Genomic DNA, 24,513 nt, shown 5'->3' on the forward strand with positions numbered 1-24,513 from the left:
TGACAGAAAACGGTGTGAACCTCAATACACAATCCACAGCAACAGCCGTGGCCCGTGTAGTGACAGACACCATCAACCTGGGTAACGGTAACGATACACTGGTTACTTACGGTGCGATCAACCTGGCGGGTGCACAACTGTCCGGTATTGAAAACATCACAGCAAACTCTGCTGTTGTTATCACTGCCAGCCAATACGCTGCTCTGGTAGCTGCCCGTACAGCCTTGTCCCTGAGCACACCAGTGATCACATTCACAGGCAATGTGCCACATCAACTGACTATCGTTGATGACATCGCTGGCGCAAACAACATTGATCTGTCCCTGATCTCTGTCACTAGCGGCACTTTGGTGATTGATACAACGTCTTCTTCCAATGCAACTGGCGGCGGCGTGAACAACACAACGACATCCAATGCAGTGACCGTATCTGGCGGTGCAGTGGTAACAACAGGTGTTGTTGGTACATCCCCAGTCAACGGTGGTGGTACAGCATTGTCTGCAACAGCATTCGTAGCTGGCGGTACTTACACAAGCGCTGTTAATGTGAACGACAACTTCACAGGTACAGTCGCTAACCTGAACGGTACTACCATCAGTGGTAATGTTGGTGATACAGACACAATTACTTTGACTGGTAACTCCACTGTCCAAATCAATGGCGCAACTGGTGGCACAATCACCAACATCAAGTCTCTGATCACTGATAACACTGGTGGCGCAATCAGCTTCGCTAATGCGACTTCTGGTATCACTACAATCACTGGTGGCAATGGTGCAGATACAGTTGACTTTACCAACACGGTGAACCAATTTAATGCTGGTAATGTAAATCTGGGTGCCGGTACTAACACACTGTATTTGCTGGGCAATACTTACACTGGTACCTTTACTTCTGGTGCCGGTGTTGCAGATACTTTGGGCTTCCTGCCAGGTTCTAATATTTCCGGCGCGAATGTAAGTGGCTTTGAAATCGCTGATTTTGCTAACGGCGTTGGCACGGTTACCATGACAACAGCACAACATGCTGCATTCACATCAACAGCGAATGTTACTGGTGTTCAAGCCATTACTTTGACAACGGCTGGCACAGTAACTGGTTTGGCTGGTATCGAAAACTACAATCTGGCAGCAGCAGGTAACACTTTCAATGCTGTTGCCGGTCTGGTATCTGTCATCGGTGGCGCTGGTAATGATACGTTGAACATTTCTGCAGCAAATGTTTTGCTTGCTGCAAATAATGGTATTGTTGGCGGCCTGGGTACTGATAGTCTGAACTTGGGTCTTCTTTCTGCCGCTACAAACATTCAACCTAAAGTAACAGGCGTTGAATTTATTGGTGTTACAGGTGGTGCTGCTGCTGCGTATGCTTTCCAAAATGCAGATGGCGCTGTAACCTTAGGCTTTACGAAGGGTGCTTTCGGTGGCGACACGGTTCAATTGGGCGCTGGCGGTCAAATTGTTAACATCCTGGGTACAGCTACGGGCGCAATCACTATTACTGGTGGTGCTGGTGTGGATACAATCAACCTGTCAACAACTGCAACTGGTGCTGATGCAATCGGTGTTGGTTCCGTCATCTCTGCAATCGATACAGTGGCAAACTTCAAAGTAGTTGGCGCTGACGTGTTCAAGACAGGCACAGCAGCAACAACATTGAACTTGTTGTCTATCGCTACAGCTGATACATCCACACTGGCAGCAGCTATCGCTACAGCAGCAACAGCAGCTGGCGCATCCTTGGCAGCTACTACCCAGGCTTACGTCATCACTGTAGCCGCAGGTACAGCAGCTGGTACATACGCCTTCCAAAACATCGGTGGCACTGTAGGTACAGTTGATGCAACTGACTTTATCGTTAAATTGGTTGGCGCAGGTTCTATCGTTGCCGGCGACTTCATCGCTTAATTCAGTAGCAAGCAATGCAATAAGGGGTACTCCGGTACCCATGTAACAGGGAGAAAACAGCCTCTCTGTTGTGCAAAACAAAAAACCCACCTCTGTAAAGCGGTGGGTTTTTTGCTTTTTCAAACTGACTATGTGCGTGAATCTGTGTGGTCAGACCAGTCAAGTGTACATATTAAATCCACAAATTGAGTGCACAAGTTCAAACGACATAAGTCGCGTGCATTAACGGCGATGCGGTTCCCAGTGTCCTTCCCTGAAGTACCAGCCATTGCCAGCGCGTTCCCAGTGATGCGCCACCCAGTAGTGACCGGATCGTGGTGCTGACCAGTAACCACCGTGCCAGACATGGCGGCCACCTTCCCAGAACCAGGCACCGCCTATCCAGACATAGCCAGGCGTAGGGGGCACACCTATTACTTCCGCATACGGCGCAGGTGGCTCGTTCTGTATGATCACTGTACCGACAGGATAAGGCTGTGGTGCATACACAGGTTGTGGATGATATACCGGCCGTGGTGCCACCACGCAAGCCGACATCAAAGTTGCCACGGCGACAGCCGTCAGGCAGAGAGGTATGGTTTTCATTGTTGACTCTTCACAAATTCGCCGCAAGCCGCGGCTGGCATGGTTGCCCTGTGCTGATATTAACGGTGCGGATAAAAGGCTTGTTGACGGTGCAGTTGTAAAGAAATGAAACAAGGTTTAGCAGATAAGACGAAGGACAGGGTTTTGTAACAAACTAAGGCAAATAGCCTACATGGTGAACCAAGTCGCTGTCAGATAGTCATGTATAAAGTCACATCAAACTTCAGGAGCAGGGATTGATTTCCAAAAGATTTTTAAACAATGCAGGCATGTTGCTATTGCTATTGATGGCCAGCACGGTGTCCAACGCCCACGCAGTTTTCCCTGAAAAAACCTGGGAAGAGATTCCAGCAGCCATGCAAACTGCAAGCTGTCTTCAGGCGCAGACCAAAGCGCAGCATTTGCTGGAACAGCAAGCCAGCACAGCCTTGCTGTTTATCCGCGATGGCCGCGTGCTGTTCAGTTATGGCCGTACTGATGTACCCGGCATTGTCGAATCAGCGCGCAAAAGCATCTTGTCCATGTTGTATGGCAAGTATGTGGAAAATGCCACCATAGACCTGGATCAGACCCTGGCGCAACTGGGTATCGATGATGTCGGTGGTTTGCTGGATAGCGAAAAACAGGCACGCGTTCGTGACTTGTTGACTGCGCGCTCTGGCGTATTCCATGCGGCAGCCAATACCGGCGATGACCTGTCCAATGCGCCGGCACGTGGCTCACAAATACCGGGCAACTATTTTTTATATAACAACTGGGATTTCAATGTGGCCGGTACGGTACTCGAAAACGCCACCCACAAAAGTGTGTACCAACTGTTTGATGAAGACATTGCTCAGGCCCTGCAATTGCAGGATTTTCAACTGAGTGCGCAAAAGAAATTTGGTGACACCAGCAAATCCCGGCACCTGCCTTATCATTTTTTACTGTCCACCCGCGACATGGCGCGCCTTGGTTATCTGGCTCTGCATCAGGGCAAATGGAACGGCAGGCAATTGATACCGGCAGACTGGATGCAAAAAACTACCAGCATGTTCACACCGTCATCCGCCATGCATCCAGCCACAACAGCCGCCCGCCAGATTGGCTACGGTTATATGTGGTGGGTACTGGAAGAACCAGCGACCTCGCCTTTGTATCAGGCGTATATGGCCTGGGGCTTGCATGGGCAATATATTCTGGTTATCCCCAAGCTAAATATGGTGATCGCCCATCAGCGCAAGGTGCCTGTGGATGGTAAATGGGATGTGCCCAAAGTCAGCAGGCAGGCATTCTTCCACGTAGCGAGCACATTGGCAGGAGCCTGTCAGCAATGAAACTTACACTCGAATTTGCAAAACTCGAAAACGCAACAGAACTGGCAGAATTGCGCGTGCTGGCCATGCGCCCCAGTCTGGAAAAGATAGGGCGCTTTAATGCAGAAAGGGCACGGCAACGGCTGTTGGGGAATTTTGTAGCGGAGTACACCAGGCTCATCAAGCTGGACGGATTACTTGCAGGTTTTTTGGTACAACGTCCACAGGACAACGATCTTTTACTTGACCACTTTTACCTGCATCCAGATTTCCAGCAACGTGGTCTTGGCAGTGCAGCCATCGAGCTTGTGCTGGCAGAAGCCGACGCACTGGGAAAGATCATCCACGTTGGCGCTTTGCGTGACAGCGACGCTAACCGCTTTTACCTTCGCCACGGTTTTGTTTTGCGTGAAGTAGCTGAGTTTGATAATTATTATCTGCGTTATCCACTGTCACCAAGCTAGAGGCAGCCCAGGGTGCGAATAGCTAAGCGTATTCGCACGCATGATTTTAAGAAGACGAGTAGTATTTTTAGGCCAGACATACATGCGAATACGCTTAGCTATTCGCACCTACTTGGGCTGGGAGCGACTCATTTTTTCGGAGGTGGCGGCGGTGGAGGTGGTGCGCTTGCTGCCTTATTTGCCGATCCCTCCGGTGGACCTGGTGGCGCTGGCGGGCGCTCAGGGCGGGCGAACAGGCCTTTGGGCGAAGTCGTACAGGTCGCTGAAATCTTGCCTTCGCGTGGTGTGGTGATCTGCACTACCGCACCTTCCTTCTGGCCCTTGCAGGATTCATAGGCCTGTGGTGGCGGTTCACGTCGTGGAGGGCCGTCCTTGCCGGCCTCGGGTGGTTTTTTCTGTTCACCATAAGGTGGCTGAGGCTGCGCTTGTCCGGTATTACTCAGTGCCAGTATCACCAGCAGGATACTGGCGCGTGACAGGGATAACAGTGGTTTCATATTTTTCCTTTGCATCAGTCGGTTACAGGGACATTCATTCCAGAACCGATGATGGCGCAGAAATATGGAGAAAAAATGAAGCTGTATCTGTTTTTCCAAACGTTCCCGCAAAATTATTTAAGGGCTGGCCTGCATGCTGACACTGATTCTGTCATACCTGCCAAAGGTATCAAAGGCAGTAATATCATAGCGCCCTGCCTGTGGAAATTCGATGACCTGCGGCTGACTGGCAGTCTTGTTGGCTACGATGTGGCCATTCACCATCCAGCTGATGTCTGCCTGCGAACCGCGAATTTCCAAACGCGCTTTGGGTACGTCCTTGCTGCTTGCCCGGTGCAAAATCTCACCATCACTGAGCCCGACGATCTGTATATTGTCGTTGGCCTTGTAGATGGTGGCGCATTCGGGTGCCCAGGCCGGTGGCAACGCAGTTTTGCGCAGACCGGCATTCAGCCAGGGACCCAGCGATGATGGCCAGCGTGCAGCCTGGCGGGTTTCGCTGGCATGCGTGGCACATTCCGGGGCAACCCGCAGGCCGGTCCGGGTATCTACCAGATAGCTGAAGACCGGTGTTGCAGCTTTCAGTCTGTCGGCAAAGCTGGGTGGTGCGGTGGCATTTAGCAACCAGGCCGTGCGCTGCACCGGGCACAGGCTGGCGTCGGTTTGCTCGCTGGCGCGGATACCCAGTGGCCAACAGATTTTTTCCTGGCTGACAGAGGCCGGTGGCGGATTGGGGCCAGCATTGCGGCCATCCGGCAGGGCTGTAAAAATATCGACCAGCAGGGGGGCCGCGACATTCGCGCCGAAAAAGCCCGGATTGGGCGTGCCATCCGGCCGCCCTACCCACACACCTATGCTGTAGCGATTGCTGACGCCAATCGCCCAGGCATCACGGAAGCCAAAGCTGGTGCCGGTTTTATAGGCGATGCCGCGATAGCTGCCATTGCCTTCCACCGCCCGTGCTACCGGACCACCAGTTTCCAGAATATCGCGCACGATGAAAGCCGCACCTTCGCTCATCATTCTTTGTTCTTTGCGGGGTGTTGCCGGGGTCATGCGTGGAACGCCCGCCATACCTTTGCGTGCCAGTGAAGAATAGGCACCCACCATGTCTTCCAGTCTGGCCCCTGCCCCACCCAGGATGACGCTCAGATTCGGCGCGGCACCACGCGGAAAATCGAGTTTCAATCCACCACGTCTGAGCATGGAGACAAAATTGTCTGATCCCAGTTGTTCCAGCACTTCCACCGCAGGCACATTCAGGGATTTCACCAAGGCTTCGGACACGCTGACCGGGCCATTGAAGTTCTGGAAAAAATTTGCCGGCTGGTAACCGGAAAATGACTGCGGCGTATCCGACAGTAGCGATTCCGAATGGATCAAACCTTCATCCAGGGCAAACGCATACAGAAAGGGTTTCAGTGTCGATCCCGGTGAACGCGATGCCCGCACCATATCGACATCGCTGAAACGCTTGCGGTCGCTGAAGTCGGCTGAACCGGCATAGGCCAGTACTTCAAACGTCTGGTTGTCCATTACCATTGCTGCCATCGATACATGCGGTGGTAACAGACGTATGCGGTCAGCCAGCAGCGTTTCCACGATCTGCTGGCTTGCCGGGTCGACTGTGGTCCGGATCACGTTTTGCTGACCTGTATCCATCGTGTTGCCAGCCGATTTGCGCTCACGCCTGGCCTGCAGTTTCATGCGTAGCGCCAGCAAAGGGGCCAGCAGGGGTTCACGCACGGTCTGGGCGACCACAGGCTCGCTCAGGGCATCGGCAACGATGTCCTTACTCCACCGGTCTGCCAGGCGCCTGATGAGCTTGTCACGTGCCTGTTGAGCGCGCTGGGGATAACGGTCCGGTCTTAATACCGATGGCATTTGTGGCAATACAGCCAGCATTGCCGCTTCGGCATGCGTGAGGCGATTGGCAGGCTTGCCCAGATAGGCGCGGCTGGCTGCTTCCACGCCTTCCAGCACGCCACCCATGGGAGCGTAGTTCAGGTAGAGCGTGAGAATTTCCTTTTTTGAATAATGGGCTTCCAGTTGCAGGGCGCGTGCTACCTGTTTCAGTTTTCCGGTCACCGTATGTGGTGTTGGATCAATGATGCGTGCCACCTGCATGGTGATGGTCGAACCACCCGAGATGATGCGGCCATTGTGCAGCCACTGCCAGCCTGCGCGCAGCATGGACAGCGGGTTGACGCCAGGGTGCCACCAGAAAGCGCGGTCTTCATAGCCGGTCAGTGCCTGCACATAATAGGGTGAGACTTCGTCCAGACTGATCGCATGCCGCCAGATATGATCCTTATCGGGAAAGGCGCGCAGGGGCGAGCCATCGCGCGCCAGCACCACCATCGCATATGGCGAATCACGGCCAGGTGGCGGCAGTGGAAAAGCCAGGTCCAGAAGTACCAGGCTGGCCAGTAAAAAAACGGCCACAGCCCAGGTTTTTTTACGGGAAAGCAGGGCTTTACTCCAACGCAGCAGCATGGCTTTTATTTCTGGATAGTGTTTCATTGTTGGCATAGCTGATGGCAGGGCTATCCGGGCTTATGCTGGCCTGGATAGCCCCTCAATTTTCTACTTTGTTCCTAAGGTTTGCCGTTTTCCACAATCGTGATGACATCCTGGCCGCCGCTTAAGCCATACAGTTCTGGCCGGTACATGTTTTCTGCATACAGCGGCGGTATCACGAACCTGCCTGGCGTCACCGCACGGGCGACATAAAACAGGTCCAGCACAGCGGTGTCCAGATTTACGGCGGCAACAAACCGGTCTTCGCGGAATTCCACGCGCTTGATACGTCCGTCGTGCATGGCATCCTGGGGAGACAGATCATCGATCTTCAGCGTGTTCAATTGTTCACCGTTGACGATATTCAGGTTCTCAATTTCCAGTCCGGCTGGTACCCGGTCTATGATCATGCCGTATCCAAACGGGCTGCCGGCACGCGCTGTCACACGCACGATGACGACTTCACCCACCTTCAACGGGCGACCACTGATTTCCTTGCCATCCGGTGTGTACATCCTGCGTCCCAGTTCGATGACATCTTTTTTCTCGGCCGGCATTCTGACCGGATTTCCTGTCAGTGACAGTTCCACATACAGCGGGTCTTTGCCTTTGTTGGTCAGTTTCATTCCGCTCGCAAGTTCAGTTGCATTCGCTTCACGGAACAACATGCCCTTGTCTGACAATTCTTCGGTTTTGCCGTTGACGTTCAGGCTGGCACTCCAGGTTGTATTGGCGGCATTGGCATACGACCGGCCAACCAGGAACAGTGCCAATTTTTCCTGGGTGCTGTGATACGGATGTTTTTGCATTTCATTGGCAATCACAGGTATCAGTTTGTCGCGGCCAGGGATGTTGATCTGGTGCCTGTCGAGCAGGGCATATGACATGGCGACATCACGCAACTCGCTGCCATAGTCATACCACCAATAACCACCATTGCGTTCCTTCTTCAGGCCTTCAGCCAGGGCGATATCACTCCTGCCCTTGTCACCCATCTGCTTGAGAGCGATACCCAGGTGTACCAGTGACAGCGCGGATGGTGCCTGGGCACGGTATTCATGCAACTGGCGCAGGGTGGCCAGCGGAGCCTTGTTCTGACGTGACAGCACATAGGCACCATGGGCCAGTACATCAAAATGGCCATTGTCATTGCCGCGACGGTTTTCCCATGAACGGTAGCTGCTGGTGGCAGCGGCAGCGTTGGCAGCAGCATCGGCGGCGATGGTGGCCGGCATGCGTGCCACGCCTTCCTGCAAGCCGCGCAGCAGGTAGTCAAGCGCCTTGTTATACACGGCATCCGGTACATTGAAACCCTGTTCGCGCGCATCCATCAAAAAGCCGCTGACATAGGCAGATAACCAGTAATCAGCATCATACTGGCCGGGACCGCCCCACAGACTGAAACTGCCATTCGTTGCCTGCATGCCAGACAAACGCGCTACTGCCTTGCCTATGACTTCTGTTCTTTGTTCAAGGCTGAAGGGCTTCAGTCCAAAACGTTTCGCGCTTGCCTCATCGATAAACAGATACGGGTAAGCCGTACTGGCAGTCTGTTCCGCACAGCCATACGGATACGTCAACAGACCTTGTATCGCTGCCTTGACGTCAATCGGCGGCTTGTTGGATACGGTCAGGTGAGCCAGCAGGGATGAACGATGCAGGCCACCGAATTCAGCATCGCGGATATCCAGGCTGTCACCCGGTTTGACACTCAGCCTGCGCGTGATTTCTGCCTGTGGTGTGCCAGCCTGTACCGCCAGCGTAAAGTTTCTGGCGATTTTCAGATTGCTGCCATTGATGTTCAGGCTGATATTTTGCAGGCCGGTCTGGGCCCTGGCTTCAACCGGAAAACGCAAAGTACGTTTTTCCTGGTCTTTCAGACTCAGGCTGCGTTCTGCTTCGCCCAGCTTGAGCGCAGCACCACCGTCCAGCCTGACTTTCAGGTTTTGCGTCGTACCAGACAAATTATGCAGGTCAAGTGCCAGCACAGCGGTATCCCCCACGGTCATAAAGCGTGGTGTAATCAGTTCTGCCACCAGCGGCGCTGCTACAGTCATCTCGGCGTCTTTGGCACCAAAGCGTTCTGCACCAGCGACGACTGCCATCAGGCGCAGCGTGCCATTGAAATCCGGTATCGCGACCGGTATCTCGGCTTCACCCTGCTCATTCAATTGTACCGGGCCGCTGAAGATATCGACCAGCCTGACCTTTTTCGGCAGGTTGCTACCCGGTTTGCTGGCAGTGGCATCACCACCAAATTTGAGCTTGCCTTTCTGGCCCTGCATTTTTTCTATCAGGCGGCCATATACATCATGCTGGTCCGGGCCATAGCGCAGTTTGCCGAAAAAGAAGGCCAGCGGATCGGGTGAGGCAAATTTGGTGATATTCAAAATACCGGTATCCACTGCGGATAAGGTGACCATGGTTTTCTGGCCTTTGGCTTCGGGGACTCTGACTTTGACCTTGACAGTGGTTTCTGGCAGCACCTTGACCGGCGCTTCCAGATTGACCACGTATTTACGGTCGCTTCTTTCCAGTGGAATATGGGTCAGCCCCAGCGCGCGCGCTGGTGTCACCTTGTCACCTTCATTACCGGGACGCAGCACTACCACTGAGACATACAGGTCATGACGTTTCCATTCCTTGTTGAGCGGAATATCGATGCTGGTGCTGTCAGCACCAACAGTCATGCGTTTCATCCATAGCGTGCTGTCACCTTCCAGCGTGATCAGGGCTTCGCCCTTGTGCGGTGGCGTGAAGCTCAGACGCACCGTGTCGCCATCCTTGTAGGCGGGCTTGTCCAGTTTCATGCTGACTTTGTCGGGGCGACTACCCTGGGTTTCATCATCCTGTGCACGCCAGCCGGCATAAAAGCGGTAGACAGTTGGTAGTCTGGTGTCCGGGTCCAGCAGTTCCAGTCGGTAGTGACCATACCCTACCGGCATACGCAATTTGCCCCTGCCATTCACAGGCACAGTGACGCTGGCAGTGTCTACCAGTTCATCCGTCTGGGTAAAGCCGGATTGCCAGCCGTGCTGGTTTTCATAACGCCAGTAATAATTGCGATCTTCACGGAACAGGCGTACCGGCAGCGCAGATGCTGCCAGCAACTTGCCGTCTCTGTTGGTGCGGATAACTTCAAATTCTACCGGGCTGTTTTCCGGCGCATATTCACCGTTGAACAAAGGACGCAGACCGACCAGGCTGGATACCGGCCAGATCACATTTTCCAGGCTGCGCACAACGGGGCGACCACCGGTTTCCAGCAGGCTGAGGGTAGTGCGTATGGTGAAAGGTGAATGGCGTTTGGCTGCCGCTGACAGATCCAGTTTGACGCTGGTCTTGCCCTGGTTGTCGAGCTGGCTGGCTTCCAGTTCGGTACGTACCCTGACTTCATTTTCGGTGACATCACCAAATTCAAAACCGGGGAACTGTTTGGCCAGGGGATTATTGTTGCGTTCCAGTTGCATCACGCCTAACAGGCTGTTACCTGCGGCCGGTGCACCATATAGATAATTACCAACTACATCCACACTGTAGTTGCTGTCGGCGGTGAGTACCGTCTGTTTGCTGCTGAGGTCAAGTTTCATGCGTTCGGGCAAAAATTCTTCGACACCGAAACGAAATACCGTTGCCGGTATTTTATCGGCAGGATCGGCACGCAATTCCAGCGTCCAGAAACCGGTAGGCGCATCCGCAGGTATCTCAAGGCGTTTCACCATATAACCGGCAAAGCGCTGGTCAGGGCGCCAGGTGGTGGTCAACTGGTCCTTGCCGTCCGGGCGTTTCAGTCTGGCCTGTATGGCCTGCACCGGTACACTGCGGCCATCGGCATCGCGTGCCAGTACCGACAGGTCAAACTGCTCACCCGGGCGATAAAGGTCACGGCCCGCATAGGCGAACAGGCGCATCGCCTTGTAGGGCGCGCCGGTGATGTCATATTCAGACAAATCCAGTGCCGGTTCTTTCAGTGGCAGTACCGAAATCTGTTCGCCTTTACGTGCCAGCACCACCTGGGCATTCTTTGGCTGATCAGCAAAACGGGCATGGCCGTCAGCATCGGTTTCTGCGCGCGCAATTGCCTTGCCTTTTTCATCCAGCCATGAAACTTCAACGCCACTGACTGCCTTGCCATCCGTCAGCGAACTGACAAAGGCATCAGCAGATTTCTCATACAGGCGGGTTTGCAAACCGAGGTCGGTGACATAGAAATAGGTCGTCTGGAATTCAGTCAGAAAGCGGCCCGGCAGGCTCATGACGGCGATGTATACGCCAGGCTCGCGCACTTCCTTGATATCTTCTACCGGGATGTAAGTGACGCTGCGTTTATTCGGTTTTTGCTCAGTCAGAAAACGACCCTGATACACGCTGTCGCTATGCGCTTTCATATCGTCAAGCAGATAGCTGGATACGGCACCATGCAGGCTGGTGCGCATATAGCCATAATTGTCATCTGGCTTATCCTCAGATGCCAGCGATTTGCCATTGATGACCTTATCCAGAAAGCGCGGCAACTGTTCATTTTTCACCCGCATGAACTGTACGTCCACTTCCGGGATGTTAACCGTGACCACGGGCAGACCGCCATTCTGTTTGGCTGGCAATACCATGCCATTGCTGGCGAAATAGTACGAGGGTGCAACCGGCGAAGTCAGTACCGAATAACGCATTTCTGCTGCCAGGGTCTTGCCATTGCGCGCAGGCAGGCCGGGCTGTATCCGTATCACATAACGGTTTTGTGGCTTGATATGCGGGAAGTACAGCAGACGGGGATTGTCGCCCCTGACCCAGGCACCGCTCACCAGCTTGCCACCCTTGCTGTCGGTATCTTCGGCTTTGGTGCTGACGTTGCTGACGGCACTGACCTTTGGCTTTTGGCTATGGTCGTCAGCCTCATCACTGGCGTCAGCATCACCTGCTGGTTTTTCGTTTTTTTTCAGATCGGCAGCAGACAGCGGCATTTCAAATACCTGTAGATATTGTTCGTAATTTTTACCGGGGTCGAGCGGCAGGCTGAAAGTCAGTGCCAGCGCCGGTGCACCATCGAGGCTGCGGTCATTCGCATCAATCAGGGTAAAGGGTGCATTCGGATCATCATGCGTTTCCACGCCGGGTGCAGTACGACTGGTTTTAAACCAGTAAGCGCCGCCGATGAAGATGATAATCACGGCGAACAGCATCGCCATCTTGAACGATTTGTTTTGCATTTTGCTTCCCTGACTGTATCGGCGGTATGAAATGAACGACTGATGAACTGCTCAAATTTTGTACAAGGATTATGGCATGGGTATTGCCATTATTTTCACGCGTTACGATACCTTCCGGTGTTACGATTTCTTCCGGGGTGTGAAATACAAGGGACTTTTGCGAGGGACTTTCAGGCAGGATGGCGGTGCAGATTCAGTACAGAAAATAATCTTAATACGGCTCAAAACCGATCTGATGTTTTTGCAAGACATCCAGCATCAGTTGTTTCCATGGTCCGCTGGGTGACCAGACCTTGCTGACGGCTTCATAGGCCAGGCCGGGGTCTTCCTTGCCAACCACGACGCGGTACAAAAAGACCATGGTGGATGCGCGCATATTTACCTGGCAGTGCACCAGCACTTTTTTATTTCCCAGGCCTTGCAGGATGGCGGCAAACATCTCGTAATCTTTGACGGTGGGCTTGTTGAAAACGATGGGGATACTCACAAAGACCATGTTCTGGCGACCGATGATCAGGTGTTCTTCACGCACGGCGTCTGATACCTGCGGCGGGGCCAAGTAGATGACGGCTTCATAGCCTTGTGCAGCCAGTCCTTCCAGCGCTTTGGCGGTGGGCTGACCAGAACTGGTGAGTTGCGCGGTGATAGGGACGACATTCGGTGCATCCAGGCTCTGTGCCTGGCTGGCGCTTGAAAATCCGGCCAGAAATGCCATGCACATGCCTGTGGATAAGCCTGTAGACAAGTATGTGCGTAAGTATGTTGATAAGCTTGTGGATAAGCTGTTGAGAAACAAGCGAAATAGTGCGCCCATGCTCATGCTACGGGTATGGAAGCTGTTTCCAGCGTCAGCAGATTGGCGTCACGGCTAATGCGCCATTGGCCATCTGCCTGCAGACGCCAGATACTCAGGACATTGCCGCTGCGCTGTATGGGCTGGCCACCTTGTCTGGGGCTGATGCTGACTTGCAGATAGGCCCAGCTGTAAGCAAGGTCTGCCTGCACCACGATTTCATGGATCTCGGAACGGGAAGCGATGCTGTGTGTCTGCAATACTGCCTGCAGGTTCTGGGCAAATTGCTGGCGACCTTTCATGGGGGCATTGCCAGCTACCAGAAATACTACCTCTTCATCCATCAGATCCAGCAAGGTATCCACATCGCCGGCCGCCGTGGCATCCTGCCATAGATGTATGCGGTTTTGTATGACAGCGATGGCATCTGCTGTGCTGGCTTGATCCGGTACGGCAGAGTGCATGGCTATCCTTTTTTTGCTTTGTTGTTGCGGGCGACGGTTGATGCCGTGATCAGCCGCTTCAGTGTCTAATCAGTTTTTTTACTTGTGGCGACCGGCGCTTGTATGATTTGCCCCAGATCCTTGCCTTGCTGTGCCAGCAGGCTTTCCAGCGCTGGTAGTAGCGGCCCCAGGGTTTCTGCCAGCATATTGCGTACGGTATCGACCACTACCTGGGTGGTTCGTTCAATTTCTATGTTCAGGCTGGCACCGGTTTTCTTTTCGGCAAAGACGGTCATGCGCAGGGTTTCCGGTATCAGCCATACTTCGAACCAGCCTTCTGCACGGTTGACTTCGGCAATGGTCAGGCTGGCACCGTTGATGGCGATATAGCCTTTGGCAAAGATATAGCGCAGCCATTCGGGTGGGACAGCGATGCGTATCACGTAATTGTTTTCCAGCTCGCGTATCTGGGCGATATGGGCCTTGAAGTCGATATGGCCAGACAAGGGGTGGCCACCGATTTCTGCGCCATCTTTGGCGGCCCGTTCTACATTCACGCGGCCATCCGGCTGGTATTCGCCCAGGGTGGTGATGGCGAGGCTTTGCTGCATGACGTCGAATTCTGCGGCGTTGTCGCCATGCAGAGCGGTCACGGTCAGGCAGACGCCGTCAACGGCGACGCTGGCACCAATTTCCAGGTCCTTGCAGAAACCGGAAGGAAACTCCAGCTGATAAGTGCGCAAGCCGGTTTTGTCATTGAGTTGTGCGATGCGGGCGATGCCCTGAACGATGCCTGTAAACATAGATAGATGCTGAAATGAGGGAATACGGTGATTGTAAGCGATGTAGCTGACGCCGTTGTTTCCTTAATGGTCTTGCTTCTGTGATACAGCCAGTGGCAGTTCTATGGTGAAGGTGCAGCCCTGCCCGGCTTCACTGGCGCAATGGACGCTGCCACCACAGGCTTCACTGAGTTTCTTGACGATGGACAGGCCCAGACCGGTGGAATGTTCGCCGGCAGTCGGCAGGCTGGACAGGCGTGAGAATTTTTCAAACAGGTGTGACTGATCTTCTGCCGACAGACCCGGACCTTCATCCCGCACCTGGAATATGCCCATGCCCTGTCCGGCCCTGACGCTGAGCCAGATATGCCGGCCCAGTGGTGAATACTTGATGGCGTTGGAAACCAGATTGTCGATGATCTGTACGCAGGCGTCGAGATCGGCATGTACCATCACGCTGTCCTGTATCTGGTTGACCAGCATCAGGTCCTTGGCTTTCAGCATTTCTTCATATTGCTGAACAACATTATGCAAGACCTTACCGAGATCCAGGTTTTGCAGATTCAGGTGCAGGTGACCGGTATCCATAGCATTCACTTCCAGCAGATTGCTGATGATGCGCATCATGCGCTGGCCGCTATAGCTGATGCGTTCCAGGTAGTGCTGGCGTTGTGGTTCTGGCATGGCATGCTGCAATTTGCGCAGCAGGTCGCTCATGCCTATGATGCTGGTCAGCGGGTTTTTCAGGTCATGCGCGGCAATGCCGAGGAAGTCATTTTTTTCCTTGTCCAATTTTTGCAGGCGGGCAACTGCATCGGCCAGTTCTTCGGTACGTTGCCTGACCTTGGCATCGAGTTCCTGTTCGGCACGTTGCGAGATTTCCAGCAATTTCGCCTGGTTGTTGGCATTTTCCTTTTTCATCAGGCTGATATGGTCTGCCTGGGCCAATGCCAGCAAGATGACTTCTGCCGCTGAACCGACCTGGAAGCCGTAATCAGTCATCCAGCTAGGTTCTATCAGCCCCAGGTTGCGCAGTGCCACCAGCAAGACCCCGGCGATCCAGGTCATGGACGCCATAAAGACAATATAGCCGGGCCGGTAGCCGCGCAGGCCAACCACCAGACAGACTGGCAATATCAGCAGCATCTGTAGCAAGCCCAGCGATTGCACAAACGGTGCAACCACATGGTTATACCCTGCCAGTACCGTGATGGCAGCAGCGCTACAGAATATCTGGATAAAGACAAAAAACCAGTGTATGCGCGGCATTTTCTCGCGCAGTTTGAGAAAGCTGGAAATGAACAGCGATGCCGCCAGCACGATCAGCGGTGACACCAGCCCCGGCAGTATATCCACCAGCGCTGGCCAGTTGGGCGCGAAATACATGCCGATGTGGCCGTTCAGGCTCATGCCGGCAATCAGGGTAAGCAGGGACAGCAGCAGGTAATACATCATGGACCGTTCATGATGCGTGACCGCCAGTAACAGGTTGTAGACGATCATCGCCAGCATGATGCCGTAATACACCCCCATCATGTTCGAGATGAAATTCGATTCCTCGACAAAGGTCTGCGGCGTCCACAGCGTGGCACGCAGGAAGACTGCGCTGGTGCTCTGTATCCGCAGGTAGACCACATTGGCACTGGTGTCAGGCAGGTTGAGCAGGAATATGGGGAAGTGATGGCGGATTTCCAGTGCAGAAAAAGGCATGCGGTCGCCGGCACGGTGAGTTTCTATGCTGCCATCTGCTTTGGGGTGATACAGGCGAATATCGTCGAGCATGACCGGCGTCAGTTCCAGCAGCCATTGCTGGCCGATGCTGGGACTGGCTCTTTGTAAATCCAGTCTTAACCAATAGGCGGATGTTGAATACGAGGCACTGAGGTTGCCGCGCAACGGGCGAAACCGGCTGGCTACTTCGGGCCGCATGATGTCGTTGATACTCAACTGGCCGCTTTTGTCTTCAATCAGCTGAAACTGGGAAGTCAGCGCCAGTTTGCCGGTGTCGCCCTTGAGGTTCAGCGGTGCAGCCAGCACACTGTTACCCACGCTGCAAAAGCACAGCACCACAAACAGTACTACAGCTTGCAGGAATCGAACCAGGGCAGAACAGGTCTCGGGCATGTCGTCTAGTCTTGGTGATTATCGTTTTATCACAAGGGAAGTGTTTTATTTCACCTCTTTCAGACTAACAAGTTTTTTGTGGGGCGGCAATAGTTGCACCGATATATGCTGCCGTTATGCACGCTGTTTGTTGCAGCGTGCTCAGGTATCAAGTTCTAGGTATCTAGTTCTATATGATGTTCCAGTTCCGGGATCAGGGTGGAATGGGTCATGTTCACCAGGTTCTGGCGCAGCCATTGATGGGCAGGGTTGCGGCCATCTCTTTCATGCCACAACATATCTATATGCACGTCGGGCATTTTGAAGGGCAGTTCTTTCCAGATCAGCGCGTCCGTCATGCCGGTGGCAGAAATCAGGTGGTGCGGCAAGACCGTCAGCAAGTCGGAATTGGCGACCACGCGGCCACCGGTAAAGAATTGATTCACCGTCAGCAGGATGCGGCGCTCGCGCCCCATCTGAGCGAGTGCTTCATCCACCAGGCCATGCGCACGGCCGGAAAAACTCACCAATAAATGTTTTGCATTGCAATAATCATCCATCGTCATGGCGCTGTTTGCCAGCGGATGGTCTTTCCGCATCACGCAGACATAGTGACCGGAATACAGCCTTTCATGCCGGATTGCGCTGTTGGCAGCACCCTGGCCCCCGGTCAGCTGGGCGACCACACCCGGGAAAAAACCGACGGCAATATCAATATCACCACGCATCAGCATGGGGCGTGGCTCACGTGTGGTCAGCGGCACCATGCGCATGGTGACACCGGTGGCTTCCTTTTCCACTGAGCGTACCAGGGTCGGCATCCATAGGGCAGCGGTAGCATCTGCCATTGCCAGACGGAAAGTTATCTGGGTCTTGGATACATCAAAACTGGTCGGGGCAATCGCGCTTTCCAGACTGGAAAGCGCCTGGCGTATGGCTGGCCACAGGGTTTCCGCACGCGGCGTCGGTTTCACGCCATAGGCAGTACGTATCAATAATTCATCACCGAGTGAGTGACGCAAACGTTTCAGTGCATTCGATACCGCCGGCTGGGTCATGGCCAGCTTGTCGGCAGCCCGTGTCAGATTTTGCTCGATCATGACGGCATCAAAGACACGCAAGAGATTCAAGTCCAGTGTCAGGAAGTTCATCGTATTTGCTCCCATCAGGATTTAAAAACAATTATTCACGAAAAGTATAATTGATATGATAAATCAAAATTAGATTTATATGGTGCGCCGCAATATTATGCTGCTATTACAAAGTGAAAAAAAGTGGAGTGAATCATGTCTTTCCTGAATATTGCCTTTCCAGTCGCCAGCGCCCTGCCTGTTTCCCAACTGGCCATCAGTACCGTTATCGGTTCCGCCCGTCCTTTGCTGGGTCTGGGTATCCTGGCTACCATGCTGATCGTTTTCAAACCTTTGCTGGTTGGCATGCTGCGCGCTGCTCTGTTGGTCATCAACCCAAAGAAATCGCGTGAAGAAAAAACAGCGGGTCGCAATTTGCGCAACATGCTGGCTATCCGCCGTATTGCCAACGATCTGGACGGCACATCGCCAAATATGGCTGCTGAATTGCGCGCATTGGCTGCACGCGGTTAATTTGTGCTTAGTTCGTAGTTAATTCGTAGTTAATTTCAAAATAAATACGGTTTCAGCTTTATGCAACATTCTTCAGCATTTTCCGGCATGTCAGTCGCAGAGTTTCAGCCTGCGATTGTCCGGCAGCCACGTGCGGTGGCTGGTTCAAAGAGCCTCGCATCGATGTTGCCGACCATTCTGACTACTGGTGTAGTTACTCTGGTTGCCAGCGCTGCCATGCGGTTGCTGTGGATAGGTTATGGCAATGACTTTTTTGCTGCCTGGATGGAAGCCTGGCTGACTATCTGGCCTATCGCTTTTCCGGTAGCCTATCTCAGCAAGCCGCTGGTGAACCAGTTGGCGCGCAGTCTCAGCAAGCCCTTGCCTGCTGCTGATCTGCCACAGGCAGGCTTGAGTGTGAATACGATTATGCAAGTATCTGATCGTGCCAGCGCAGAAAGCGGTCTGAAGCGTAAACCAATTTTGTTGCCTATACATCGCTAGGCTGTCTGGTCGTGATGAATGAAAAGCCGTCTTTGCAGACGGCTTTTTTGCATCTTGCGCTTGTCTCTTTCTGATTCTTCCCTGAATGACTTGTGGATAACAACAAAAAACGCGACCTTAGCCGCGTTTTTTGTTAGAGATGGACTAAATCAATCAGATCATCAGGCCGTCAGGCGTTTTTCCAGAGCTACACGGGTTGCTTCCAGTTCTGCTGGCAGATGGTAGGCCAGTTTTTCAAACAGCTCTGTGTGCAGGTTCAGTTCTGTAGCCCAGGCGGCTTTGTCGATGGAAGTGATGGTATCGAACTGGGCTTGGGTAAAGTCCAGGCCATCCCAGGTCAGGTCGGCAAATGTCGGTGTCAGGCCAAAGATGTTTTCGACGCCATTGGCCTGGCCTTCTATGCGTTCCAGCATCCACTTCAACACGCGCATATTGTCGCCAAAACCTGGCCAGACAAATTTGCCACTCTCATCCGTACGGAACCAGTTGACGCAGAAAATTGCCGGTTGTGTCGCGCCAGCAGCTTCGATTTTCTTGCCCATGTCCAGCCAGTGCTGGAAATAATCGCTCATGTTGTAGCCCATGAAAGGCAACATGGCGAAAGGATCACGACGTACCACGCCTTGCTGGCCAACGGCAGCAGCCGTGGTTTCAGAACCCATGGTGGCGGCCATATAGACGCCTTCGACCCAGTTACGGGCTTCTGTCACCAATGGTACGGTTGTCGAGCGACGGCCACCGAAGATGAAGGCTGAAATAGGTACGCCAGCCGGATCATCCCATGCGGCGTCGATGACGGGGTTTTGCGTTGCTGCAACCGTGAAACGTGCATTCGGATGGGCGGCTTTACGGCCTGTCTCTTTGGCGATTTCTGGTGTCCAGTCCTTGCCTTGCCAGTCGATCAGGTGTGCTGGCGCTTCCTTGCTCATGCCTTCCCACCAGACATCGCCATCATCGGTCAGGCCGACATTGGTGAAGATGGTGTTGGCGGTGAGGGATGCCATGCAGTTGGAATTGGTGGCTGTATTGGTGCCTGGTGCCACGCCAAAATAACCGGCTTCCGGGTTGATGGCATACAAACGGCCATCCTTGCCAGGTTTGATCCAGGCAATGTCGTCACCAATGGTGGTCACTTTCCAGCCCTTGATGGCGGGAATCAGCATGGCGAAATTGGTCTTGCCGCAGGCGGACGGGAAGGCTGCTGCCACATAATGCTTTTTACCTTCCGGCGATTCCACACCCAGGATCAGCATGTGTTCTGCCAGCCAGCCCTGGTCGCGGCCCATGGTGGACGCGATACGCAAGGCAAAGCACTTCTTGCCCAGCAGCGCATTACCACCGTAGCCAGAACCAAAAGACCAGATTTCGCGGGTTTCTGGATAATGCACGATGTACTTGGTGTTATTGCATGGCCATGCCACATCGGCCAGACCTTCAGCCAAAGGTGCGCCTACTGTGTGTACGCAAGGGACGAAATCACCATCCGCGCCCAGTACGTCATACACAGCCTTGCCCATGCGCGTCATGATGCGCATATTGACGGCAACATAAGGCGAATCAGACAGTTCAACGCCTATATGGGCGATAGGCGAACCCAGAGGACCCATGGAAAACGGCACAACATACATGGTACGACCACGCATGCAGCCATCAAACAGCGGGTTCAGAGTGGCGCGCATTTCTGCCGGGGCCATCCAGTTATTGGTCGGGCCCGCGTCTTCCTTGTTGGTTGAGCAGATATAGGTACGGTCTTCGACGCGTGCCACGTCAGATGGGTCAGAACAGGCCAGGTAGCTGTTGGGGCGCTTGGCTTCATTCAGTTTTTTCATGGTGCCGGCGGCAACCATCTGGGCGCACAGACGGTCGTACTCTTCTTGCGAGCCGTCACACCAGTAAATGTTGTCAGGTTTGGTCAGGGCCGCCATATCGGCGATCCAGTTGATCAATTTCTGATGTTTCACGTAAGCGGGGGCATTCAATGCTGCCACGCCTTGCATGATGGGTTGATTCACGATACTACCTCCAATGCCATTTCAATAAAAAAACCGGTGTAGCGGCACGGCAGGATCGTCGTTGGAATGTGGCGATGCGATCGCAGGAAGCGTTCAAGCAAGGCGGACACCATAGCGGCGGTTCTGTCGGATAATACGAAGACAAGAGGGTGTCTTGGCTCCTGGCTTGCGCCCGGCAGGATGGCGCGGGGCGGAAGAATCAAAAAGCTACGTAGGCGAACATTGTACACGCGAGTCTGGCTTCACGCGAATTTTGCGTCAGTTTTATTATCATTGTTTTACGTTTTGTGAAAGTGAAGATTTTTCAGTCGCTGCACAATATGTTTTCATGTTTCCCCATGAGCCTGAAAAAATTGGCAATCCAGCTTATGCTTTGTCCATCAATGTATAGATTGAGAACTTATTTCAGCCGTGAGGAAAAACCATGAAAATTGCCATACTGGATGATTATCAGGATGTAGTCCGTCATTTACCCTGCTTTGATCTGCTACGCGAGCATGAGGTCAAGGTCTTCAACAACACCGCCGTGGGCGTGGGACAACTGGCGATACGGCTGGCACCGTTTGATGCAGTGGTACTGATACGTGAGCGCACGCGCCTGAGCAAGCCGTTACTACAAAAATTACCCAATCTGAAGCTTATTTCGCAAACGGGCAAAGTGGCAGGCAACATCGATATAGCCGCAGCACATGAATGCGGCATCGCCATCGCCGAAGGTGTCGGTGACCCGACCGCGCCGGCAGAGCTGACCTGGACGCTGATCATGGCGGCCTGGCGCAGGCTGCCAAATTATGCCCAGCTTTTGCAGGAGGGCGTATGGCAGGCGTCGTCGCTGGAACCAGCCCATAACCAGCTGGGCCGGGTATTGAAGAAGCGTACACTGGGTATCTGGGGTTATGGCAAGATAGGTAAGATCATCAGCGGCTACGCCAAAGCATTTGGCATGCAAGTCATGGTCTGGGGACGTGAGCCCAGCCGCGCGCAGGCGGCTCAGGATGGATTGCTGGTGGCAGAATCCAAAGAAGCCTTCTTTGCCAGTTGCGACATCATCAGCCTGCACCTGCGCTTGAATGATGCCACCAAAGGCATCGTCAGCCCGGCCGACCTGGCCCTGATGAAAAGCGATGCCTTGCTGGTCAATACCAGCCGTGCAGAATTGCTACAGCCCGGCGCACTGGAAGCCGCGCTGGATGCGGGTCACCCCGGCTTTGCCGCCATTGATGTCTTTGAAAGCGAACCTGTTGCACCAGACCACCCGCTGTTACATCGCGAAAATGTACTGGCGACCCCGCATCTGGGTTATGTGGAACAGGCCAGTTATGAATTGTATTTCCGTGCAGCTTTCCAGAATATCGTGGATTTTGCCGCCGGCAAGCCTGCCAATCTGCTCTTGCCGTCATAGCTTGACTATATAAGACTGCATTCTAAGACGGCATTCTAAGACGGCATTCTAAGACGGCATTCTAAGACGGCATTCTAAGACGGCATTCTAAGACGGCATTCTAAGACGGCATTCTAAGACGGCATTCTAAGACGGCATTCAAACTCCGCTATTCATCCTGACATTCATCCTGACCCCCGGCATGTGAAAAACATGTCGGGCGGCATACTCCTGCACAAATGTAAAAAATATTTAAAAAATAACGTTGTAAATACTTTAACTTTGTAAAAAATACACTAAACTGCACAGCATTGCCCGGCTTTCCGGTGGTCAGCATTCGTGTTTGATCCTGGTCGCTACAAAAACGCAGAGCGCATCACCAAAACATTGCCAAAATTAACCACGGCTACGGTCTGAACAATTGGAAGGAGATCCTGACGATGAGACCTTATGTGTTGCAGTTTCCCATGCTGAAAACCATGCTGGGATTGGTCACCAAAGATGTTTCCAGCCCGGTTGACCGGCGACGCTATGTCAGAACCGTGATTGCCCTGCTCTTGCCAGTCACCCTGATCCTGACCTTGGGCAGTTATCTGCAATCCGCCTATCCTGTACTGTGGCTGATTGAAGCCTGCCTGACGATTTTCTTGCTGGTACCGGCTTTTATCCTGTCTGGCAGTGATGACAAGATCAGTTATGCCGAATCCATCATTTTGCTGTATGTCATGGTGACCACGCTGACACTGGCCTATTTTGGTGGCAATCAGGGCAGCGGCGTGTTGTGGACCTTCAGTTTCCCTTTTTTGGCTCTGTGGCTCAAGGGGCAGACCAGGGGCTTGCGATGGAGTTTATGCTGGCTAGGCGCAATGGTGCTGATTTTCAAACTGGGCGTGGATGGTCCGTATGCTTTTCATTATGCAGACCAGTTTGCCGAACAGGTCATTGCGGCATTGCTTTTTTACACCTGCATTGCCCTGGGGCTGAACCATAGCCGCACGCAATACGAAGAAAAACTGCGTGTCAGTGAACAGGCTGGCCTGGCCAGAACGCAAGTTTATCTGGAACAACTGCAACAGACCGTCTATCAGGATACTGTCACCGGCTTGCCGAATGGCCTGGGCTTGCCTGAAATACTGACGCAAGAAATCGCCGCGGCTCGTGAGCGTGGACATGGTTTGCTGCTGGTTAACATTCGTCTGGAAAAGATGTTTGAAACCACCAATATCATTGGTGCTGAAGTCGCAGACAAGCTGATCCGTTCCATCGCTGACACCATGATTGCGACGGTAGGTTCGCGCGGGCTGTTCGTGCGAACCAGGCGCGATGAATTTGTCTGCATTTATCGCCAGCATTCGCAAGATATCAATGCCAGCGACATCATCCGTGAAATTCTGGCGTTCCGGCTGGAATTCAAGATCGATGATTATGCGCTGGAAATCGATCACACCATAGGTATCGCCAGCTATCCCCTGCACGCGGGCGACGCCGAAAACTTGTTGAAAAAAGCTGCGCAAGCTTTGTTGCATGCGCAGCTTGGCCACATGAAGCTGGCTTTTTATGAAGAAAAACATGAGCAGCAATTCTTGCGGCAGCATTTGCTATGCGGCCAATTGCGCGATGCCCTGCACAAAGCAGAACTGAGCCTGCATTACCAACCCCAGATCGATATGCTGACCGGCAGCGTGGTCGGGGCCGAGGCCCTGCTCAGGTGGACCGATGTGCTTGCCGGCGAGATGTCGCCGAAGGAGTTTATCCCCGTGGCAGAAAAATCCGGCCTCATCAAACCGCTGAATCTGTGGGTGATGCGCGCCGCGTTTCGTCAGTGGCTGCTGTGGCGTGACGAAGGCCTCGATATCAGCATCGCCATCAACCTGTCGGTACGCAGTATTTGTGACCCGGAACTGCTAGCCGATATACGCCGTTTGCTGGATGAATTTGCCGTGCCGCCCGAATATGTGGTGCTGGAGCTGACGGAAAGCGCATTTGCCGATACCACCGACATCGCCATGGAAACCCTGCATAGTCTGCACGCCATGGGTTTTCGTCTGTCTGTTGACGATTTTGGCAGCGGTCATTTACCCTTGTCGCAACTGAAAGGCCTGGCCATCAATGAATTGAAGATAGACCATGAACTTATCCACAGCTTATGCACAGACAGCGGCAGCTACGCCGTGGTGGATACCTGCATACAACTGGCGCATCAGTTGCATCTGCGCGTGGTGGCCGAAGGGGTAGAAGCCAGGCAGACCGAGCAGCAGTTGCAAGCCATGGGCTGTGATATGGCGCAGGGCTATTATTTCTGCAAGCCGATACCGGCAGATGCCTTCAGCACCTGGATGCATTTGCGCGAAAGCCGGATGGAGTCTGTGTTATAGGATTGATTTGTTTGGGGGCAATGCACCCTGAATGTCGTCCAAAGTGCTAACTTGAACGTTAT

The 24,513-nt window shown here is 53.4% G+C and carries 17 protein-coding genes; 7 read left to right on the plus strand and 10 right to left on the minus strand.

What is annotated here, in order from left to right:
* The coding region (locus ACO0LK_RS23740) for a beta strand repeat-containing protein (protein WP_422979484.1) at nt 1–1,907 on the plus strand (1,907 nt) is incomplete at its 5' end.
* A gap of 222 nt (nt 1,908–2,129) precedes the next feature.
* Here the strand turns inward: ACO0LK_RS23740 and ACO0LK_RS23745 are convergent.
* On the minus strand, nt 2,130–2,492 hold the full coding sequence (locus tag ACO0LK_RS23745) for a YXWGXW repeat-containing protein (protein ID WP_422979486.1): 363 nt from the start codon (nt 2,490–2,492) through the stop codon (nt 2,130–2,132).
* Between the two features lie 236 nt (nt 2,493–2,728).
* On the opposite strand from ACO0LK_RS23745, the gene ACO0LK_RS23750 reads away from it, so the two are divergent.
* Nucleotides 2,729–3,808 (plus strand): serine hydrolase domain-containing protein, encoded by a 1,080-nt coding sequence (locus tag ACO0LK_RS23750; RefSeq protein ID WP_422979488.1) that lies wholly within the window; start codon nt 2,729–2,731, stop codon nt 3,806–3,808.
* Nucleotides 3,805–4,251, plus strand: coding sequence for a GNAT family N-acetyltransferase (locus tag ACO0LK_RS23755; protein ID WP_422979490.1), 447 nt, complete (start codon nt 3,805–3,807; stop codon nt 4,249–4,251). The genes ACO0LK_RS23750 and ACO0LK_RS23755 overlap by 4 nt, the downstream gene beginning before the upstream one ends.
* Nucleotides 4,252–4,379: 128 nt before the next feature.
* On the opposite strand, the gene ACO0LK_RS23760 is transcribed toward ACO0LK_RS23755, so the two are convergent.
* From ACO0LK_RS23760 to ACO0LK_RS23795, 8 genes are all read right to left on the minus strand, one after another.
* On the minus strand, nt 4,380–4,748 hold the full coding sequence (locus ACO0LK_RS23760) for a hypothetical protein (protein WP_422979492.1): 369 nt from the start codon (nt 4,746–4,748) through the stop codon (nt 4,380–4,382).
* A 117-nt stretch (nt 4,749–4,865) separates the two neighbouring features.
* On the minus strand, nt 4,866–7,271 hold the full coding sequence (gene pbpC / locus ACO0LK_RS23765) for a penicillin-binding protein 1C (protein WP_422979494.1): 2,406 nt from the start codon (nt 7,269–7,271) through the stop codon (nt 4,866–4,868).
* Nucleotides 7,272–7,345: 74 nt separating this feature from the next.
* Nucleotides 7,346–12,475, minus strand: coding sequence for an MG2 domain-containing protein (locus ACO0LK_RS23770; RefSeq protein ID WP_422979496.1), 5,130 nt, complete (start codon nt 12,473–12,475; stop codon nt 7,346–7,348).
* 211 nt (nt 12,476–12,686) lie between these two features.
* The gene (locus ACO0LK_RS23775) at nt 12,687–13,190 is read right to left on the minus strand and encodes a protein tyrosine phosphatase family protein (RefSeq protein ID WP_422979498.1); all 504 of its coding nucleotides are present in this window, start codon (nt 13,188–13,190) and stop codon (nt 12,687–12,689) included.
* Between the two features lie 101 nt (nt 13,191–13,291).
* Entirely contained in the window at nt 13,292–13,732 is a 441-nt protein-coding gene (locus ACO0LK_RS23780; protein WP_422979500.1) for a YybH family protein, read from the minus strand.
* A gap of 65 nt (nt 13,733–13,797) precedes the next feature.
* Complete coding sequence (locus tag ACO0LK_RS23785; protein ID WP_422979502.1) at nt 13,798–14,514, minus strand: riboflavin synthase subunit alpha; 717 nt, start codon at nt 14,512–14,514, stop codon at nt 13,798–13,800.
* 63 nt (nt 14,515–14,577) lie between these two features.
* Nucleotides 14,578–16,617: a sensor histidine kinase gene (locus ACO0LK_RS23790; protein WP_422979504.1), complete on the minus strand. Its 2,040-nt coding sequence runs from the start codon at nt 16,615–16,617 to the stop codon at nt 14,578–14,580.
* Nucleotides 16,618–16,772: 155 nt separating this feature from the next.
* Nucleotides 16,773–17,747, minus strand: a complete 975-nt coding sequence (locus ACO0LK_RS23795) for a LysR family transcriptional regulator (RefSeq protein ID WP_422979506.1) — start codon at nt 17,745–17,747, stop codon at nt 16,773–16,775.
* A 135-nt stretch (nt 17,748–17,882) separates the two neighbouring features.
* Here ACO0LK_RS23795 and ACO0LK_RS23800 point away from each other — a divergent pair, with 135 nt between their 5' ends.
* Nucleotides 17,883–18,200: a hypothetical protein gene (locus ACO0LK_RS23800; RefSeq protein WP_422979508.1), complete on the plus strand. Its 318-nt coding sequence runs from the start codon at nt 17,883–17,885 to the stop codon at nt 18,198–18,200.
* Between the two features lie 60 nt (nt 18,201–18,260).
* A complete protein-coding gene (locus tag ACO0LK_RS23805) occupies nt 18,261–18,683 on the plus strand; it encodes a DUF2798 domain-containing protein (RefSeq protein ID WP_422979510.1) in 423 nt (140 codons plus the stop codon).
* A 161-nt stretch (nt 18,684–18,844) separates the two neighbouring features.
* On the opposite strand, the gene ACO0LK_RS23810 is transcribed toward ACO0LK_RS23805, so the two are convergent.
* Nucleotides 18,845–20,695, minus strand: coding sequence for a phosphoenolpyruvate carboxykinase (GTP) (locus tag ACO0LK_RS23810; protein WP_422979512.1), 1,851 nt, complete (start codon nt 20,693–20,695; stop codon nt 18,845–18,847).
* Between the two features lie 424 nt (nt 20,696–21,119).
* Here ACO0LK_RS23810 and ACO0LK_RS23815 point away from each other — a divergent pair, with 424 nt between their 5' ends.
* Both ACO0LK_RS23815 and ACO0LK_RS23820 read left to right on the plus strand, forming a co-directional pair.
* Nucleotides 21,120–22,097, plus strand: a complete 978-nt coding sequence (locus ACO0LK_RS23815) for a D-2-hydroxyacid dehydrogenase family protein (protein WP_422979514.1) — start codon at nt 21,120–21,122, stop codon at nt 22,095–22,097.
* A gap of 419 nt (nt 22,098–22,516) precedes the next feature.
* On the plus strand, nt 22,517–24,451 hold the full coding sequence (locus ACO0LK_RS23820) for a putative bifunctional diguanylate cyclase/phosphodiesterase (protein ID WP_422979516.1): 1,935 nt from the start codon (nt 22,517–22,519) through the stop codon (nt 24,449–24,451).
* Nucleotides 24,452–24,513: the final 62 nt, after the last annotated feature.

The organism is Undibacterium sp. Ji49W, assembly GCF_049340205.1.
Classification (GTDB): Bacteria; Pseudomonadota; Gammaproteobacteria; order Burkholderiales; family Burkholderiaceae_D; genus Undibacterium.

What these genes read in the sequence shown, in the direction of transcription:
- ACO0LK_RS23745 (WP_422979486.1), bottom strand. Translation starts at nt 2,492, where the DNA reads ATGAAAACCATACCTCTCTGCCTGACGGCTGTCGCCGTGGCAACTTTG.
- ACO0LK_RS23755 (WP_422979490.1), top strand. Translation starts at nt 3,805, where the DNA reads ATGAAACTTACACTCGAATTTGCAAAACTCGAAAACGCAACAGAACTG.
- ACO0LK_RS23760 (WP_422979492.1), bottom strand. Translation starts at nt 4,748, where the DNA reads ATGAAACCACTGTTATCCCTGTCACGCGCCAGTATCCTGCTGGTGATA.
- pbpC (WP_422979494.1), bottom strand. Translation starts at nt 7,271, where the DNA reads ATGAAACACTATCCAGAAATAAAAGCCATGCTGCTGCGTTGGAGTAAA.
- ACO0LK_RS23770 (WP_422979496.1), bottom strand. Translation starts at nt 12,475, where the DNA reads ATGCAAAACAAATCGTTCAAGATGGCGATGCTGTTCGCCGTGATTATC.
- ACO0LK_RS23775 (WP_422979498.1), bottom strand. Translation starts at nt 13,190, where the DNA reads ATGGCATTTCTGGCCGGATTTTCAAGCGCCAGCCAGGCACAGAGCCTG.
- ACO0LK_RS23780 (WP_422979500.1), bottom strand. Translation starts at nt 13,732, where the DNA reads ATGCACTCTGCCGTACCGGATCAAGCCAGCACAGCAGATGCCATCGCT.
- ACO0LK_RS23785 (WP_422979502.1), bottom strand. Translation starts at nt 14,514, where the DNA reads ATGTTTACAGGCATCGTTCAGGGCATCGCCCGCATCGCACAACTCAAT.
- ACO0LK_RS23790 (WP_422979504.1), bottom strand. Translation starts at nt 16,617, where the DNA reads ATGCCCGAGACCTGTTCTGCCCTGGTTCGATTCCTGCAAGCTGTAGTA.
- ACO0LK_RS23795 (WP_422979506.1), bottom strand. Translation starts at nt 17,747, where the DNA reads ATGAACTTCCTGACACTGGACTTGAATCTCTTGCGTGTCTTTGATGCC.
- ACO0LK_RS23800 (WP_422979508.1), top strand. Translation starts at nt 17,883, where the DNA reads ATGTCTTTCCTGAATATTGCCTTTCCAGTCGCCAGCGCCCTGCCTGTT.
- ACO0LK_RS23805 (WP_422979510.1), top strand. Translation starts at nt 18,261, where the DNA reads ATGCAACATTCTTCAGCATTTTCCGGCATGTCAGTCGCAGAGTTTCAG.
- ACO0LK_RS23815 (WP_422979514.1), top strand. Translation starts at nt 21,120, where the DNA reads ATGAAAATTGCCATACTGGATGATTATCAGGATGTAGTCCGTCATTTA.
- ACO0LK_RS23820 (WP_422979516.1), top strand. Translation starts at nt 22,517, where the DNA reads ATGAGACCTTATGTGTTGCAGTTTCCCATGCTGAAAACCATGCTGGGA.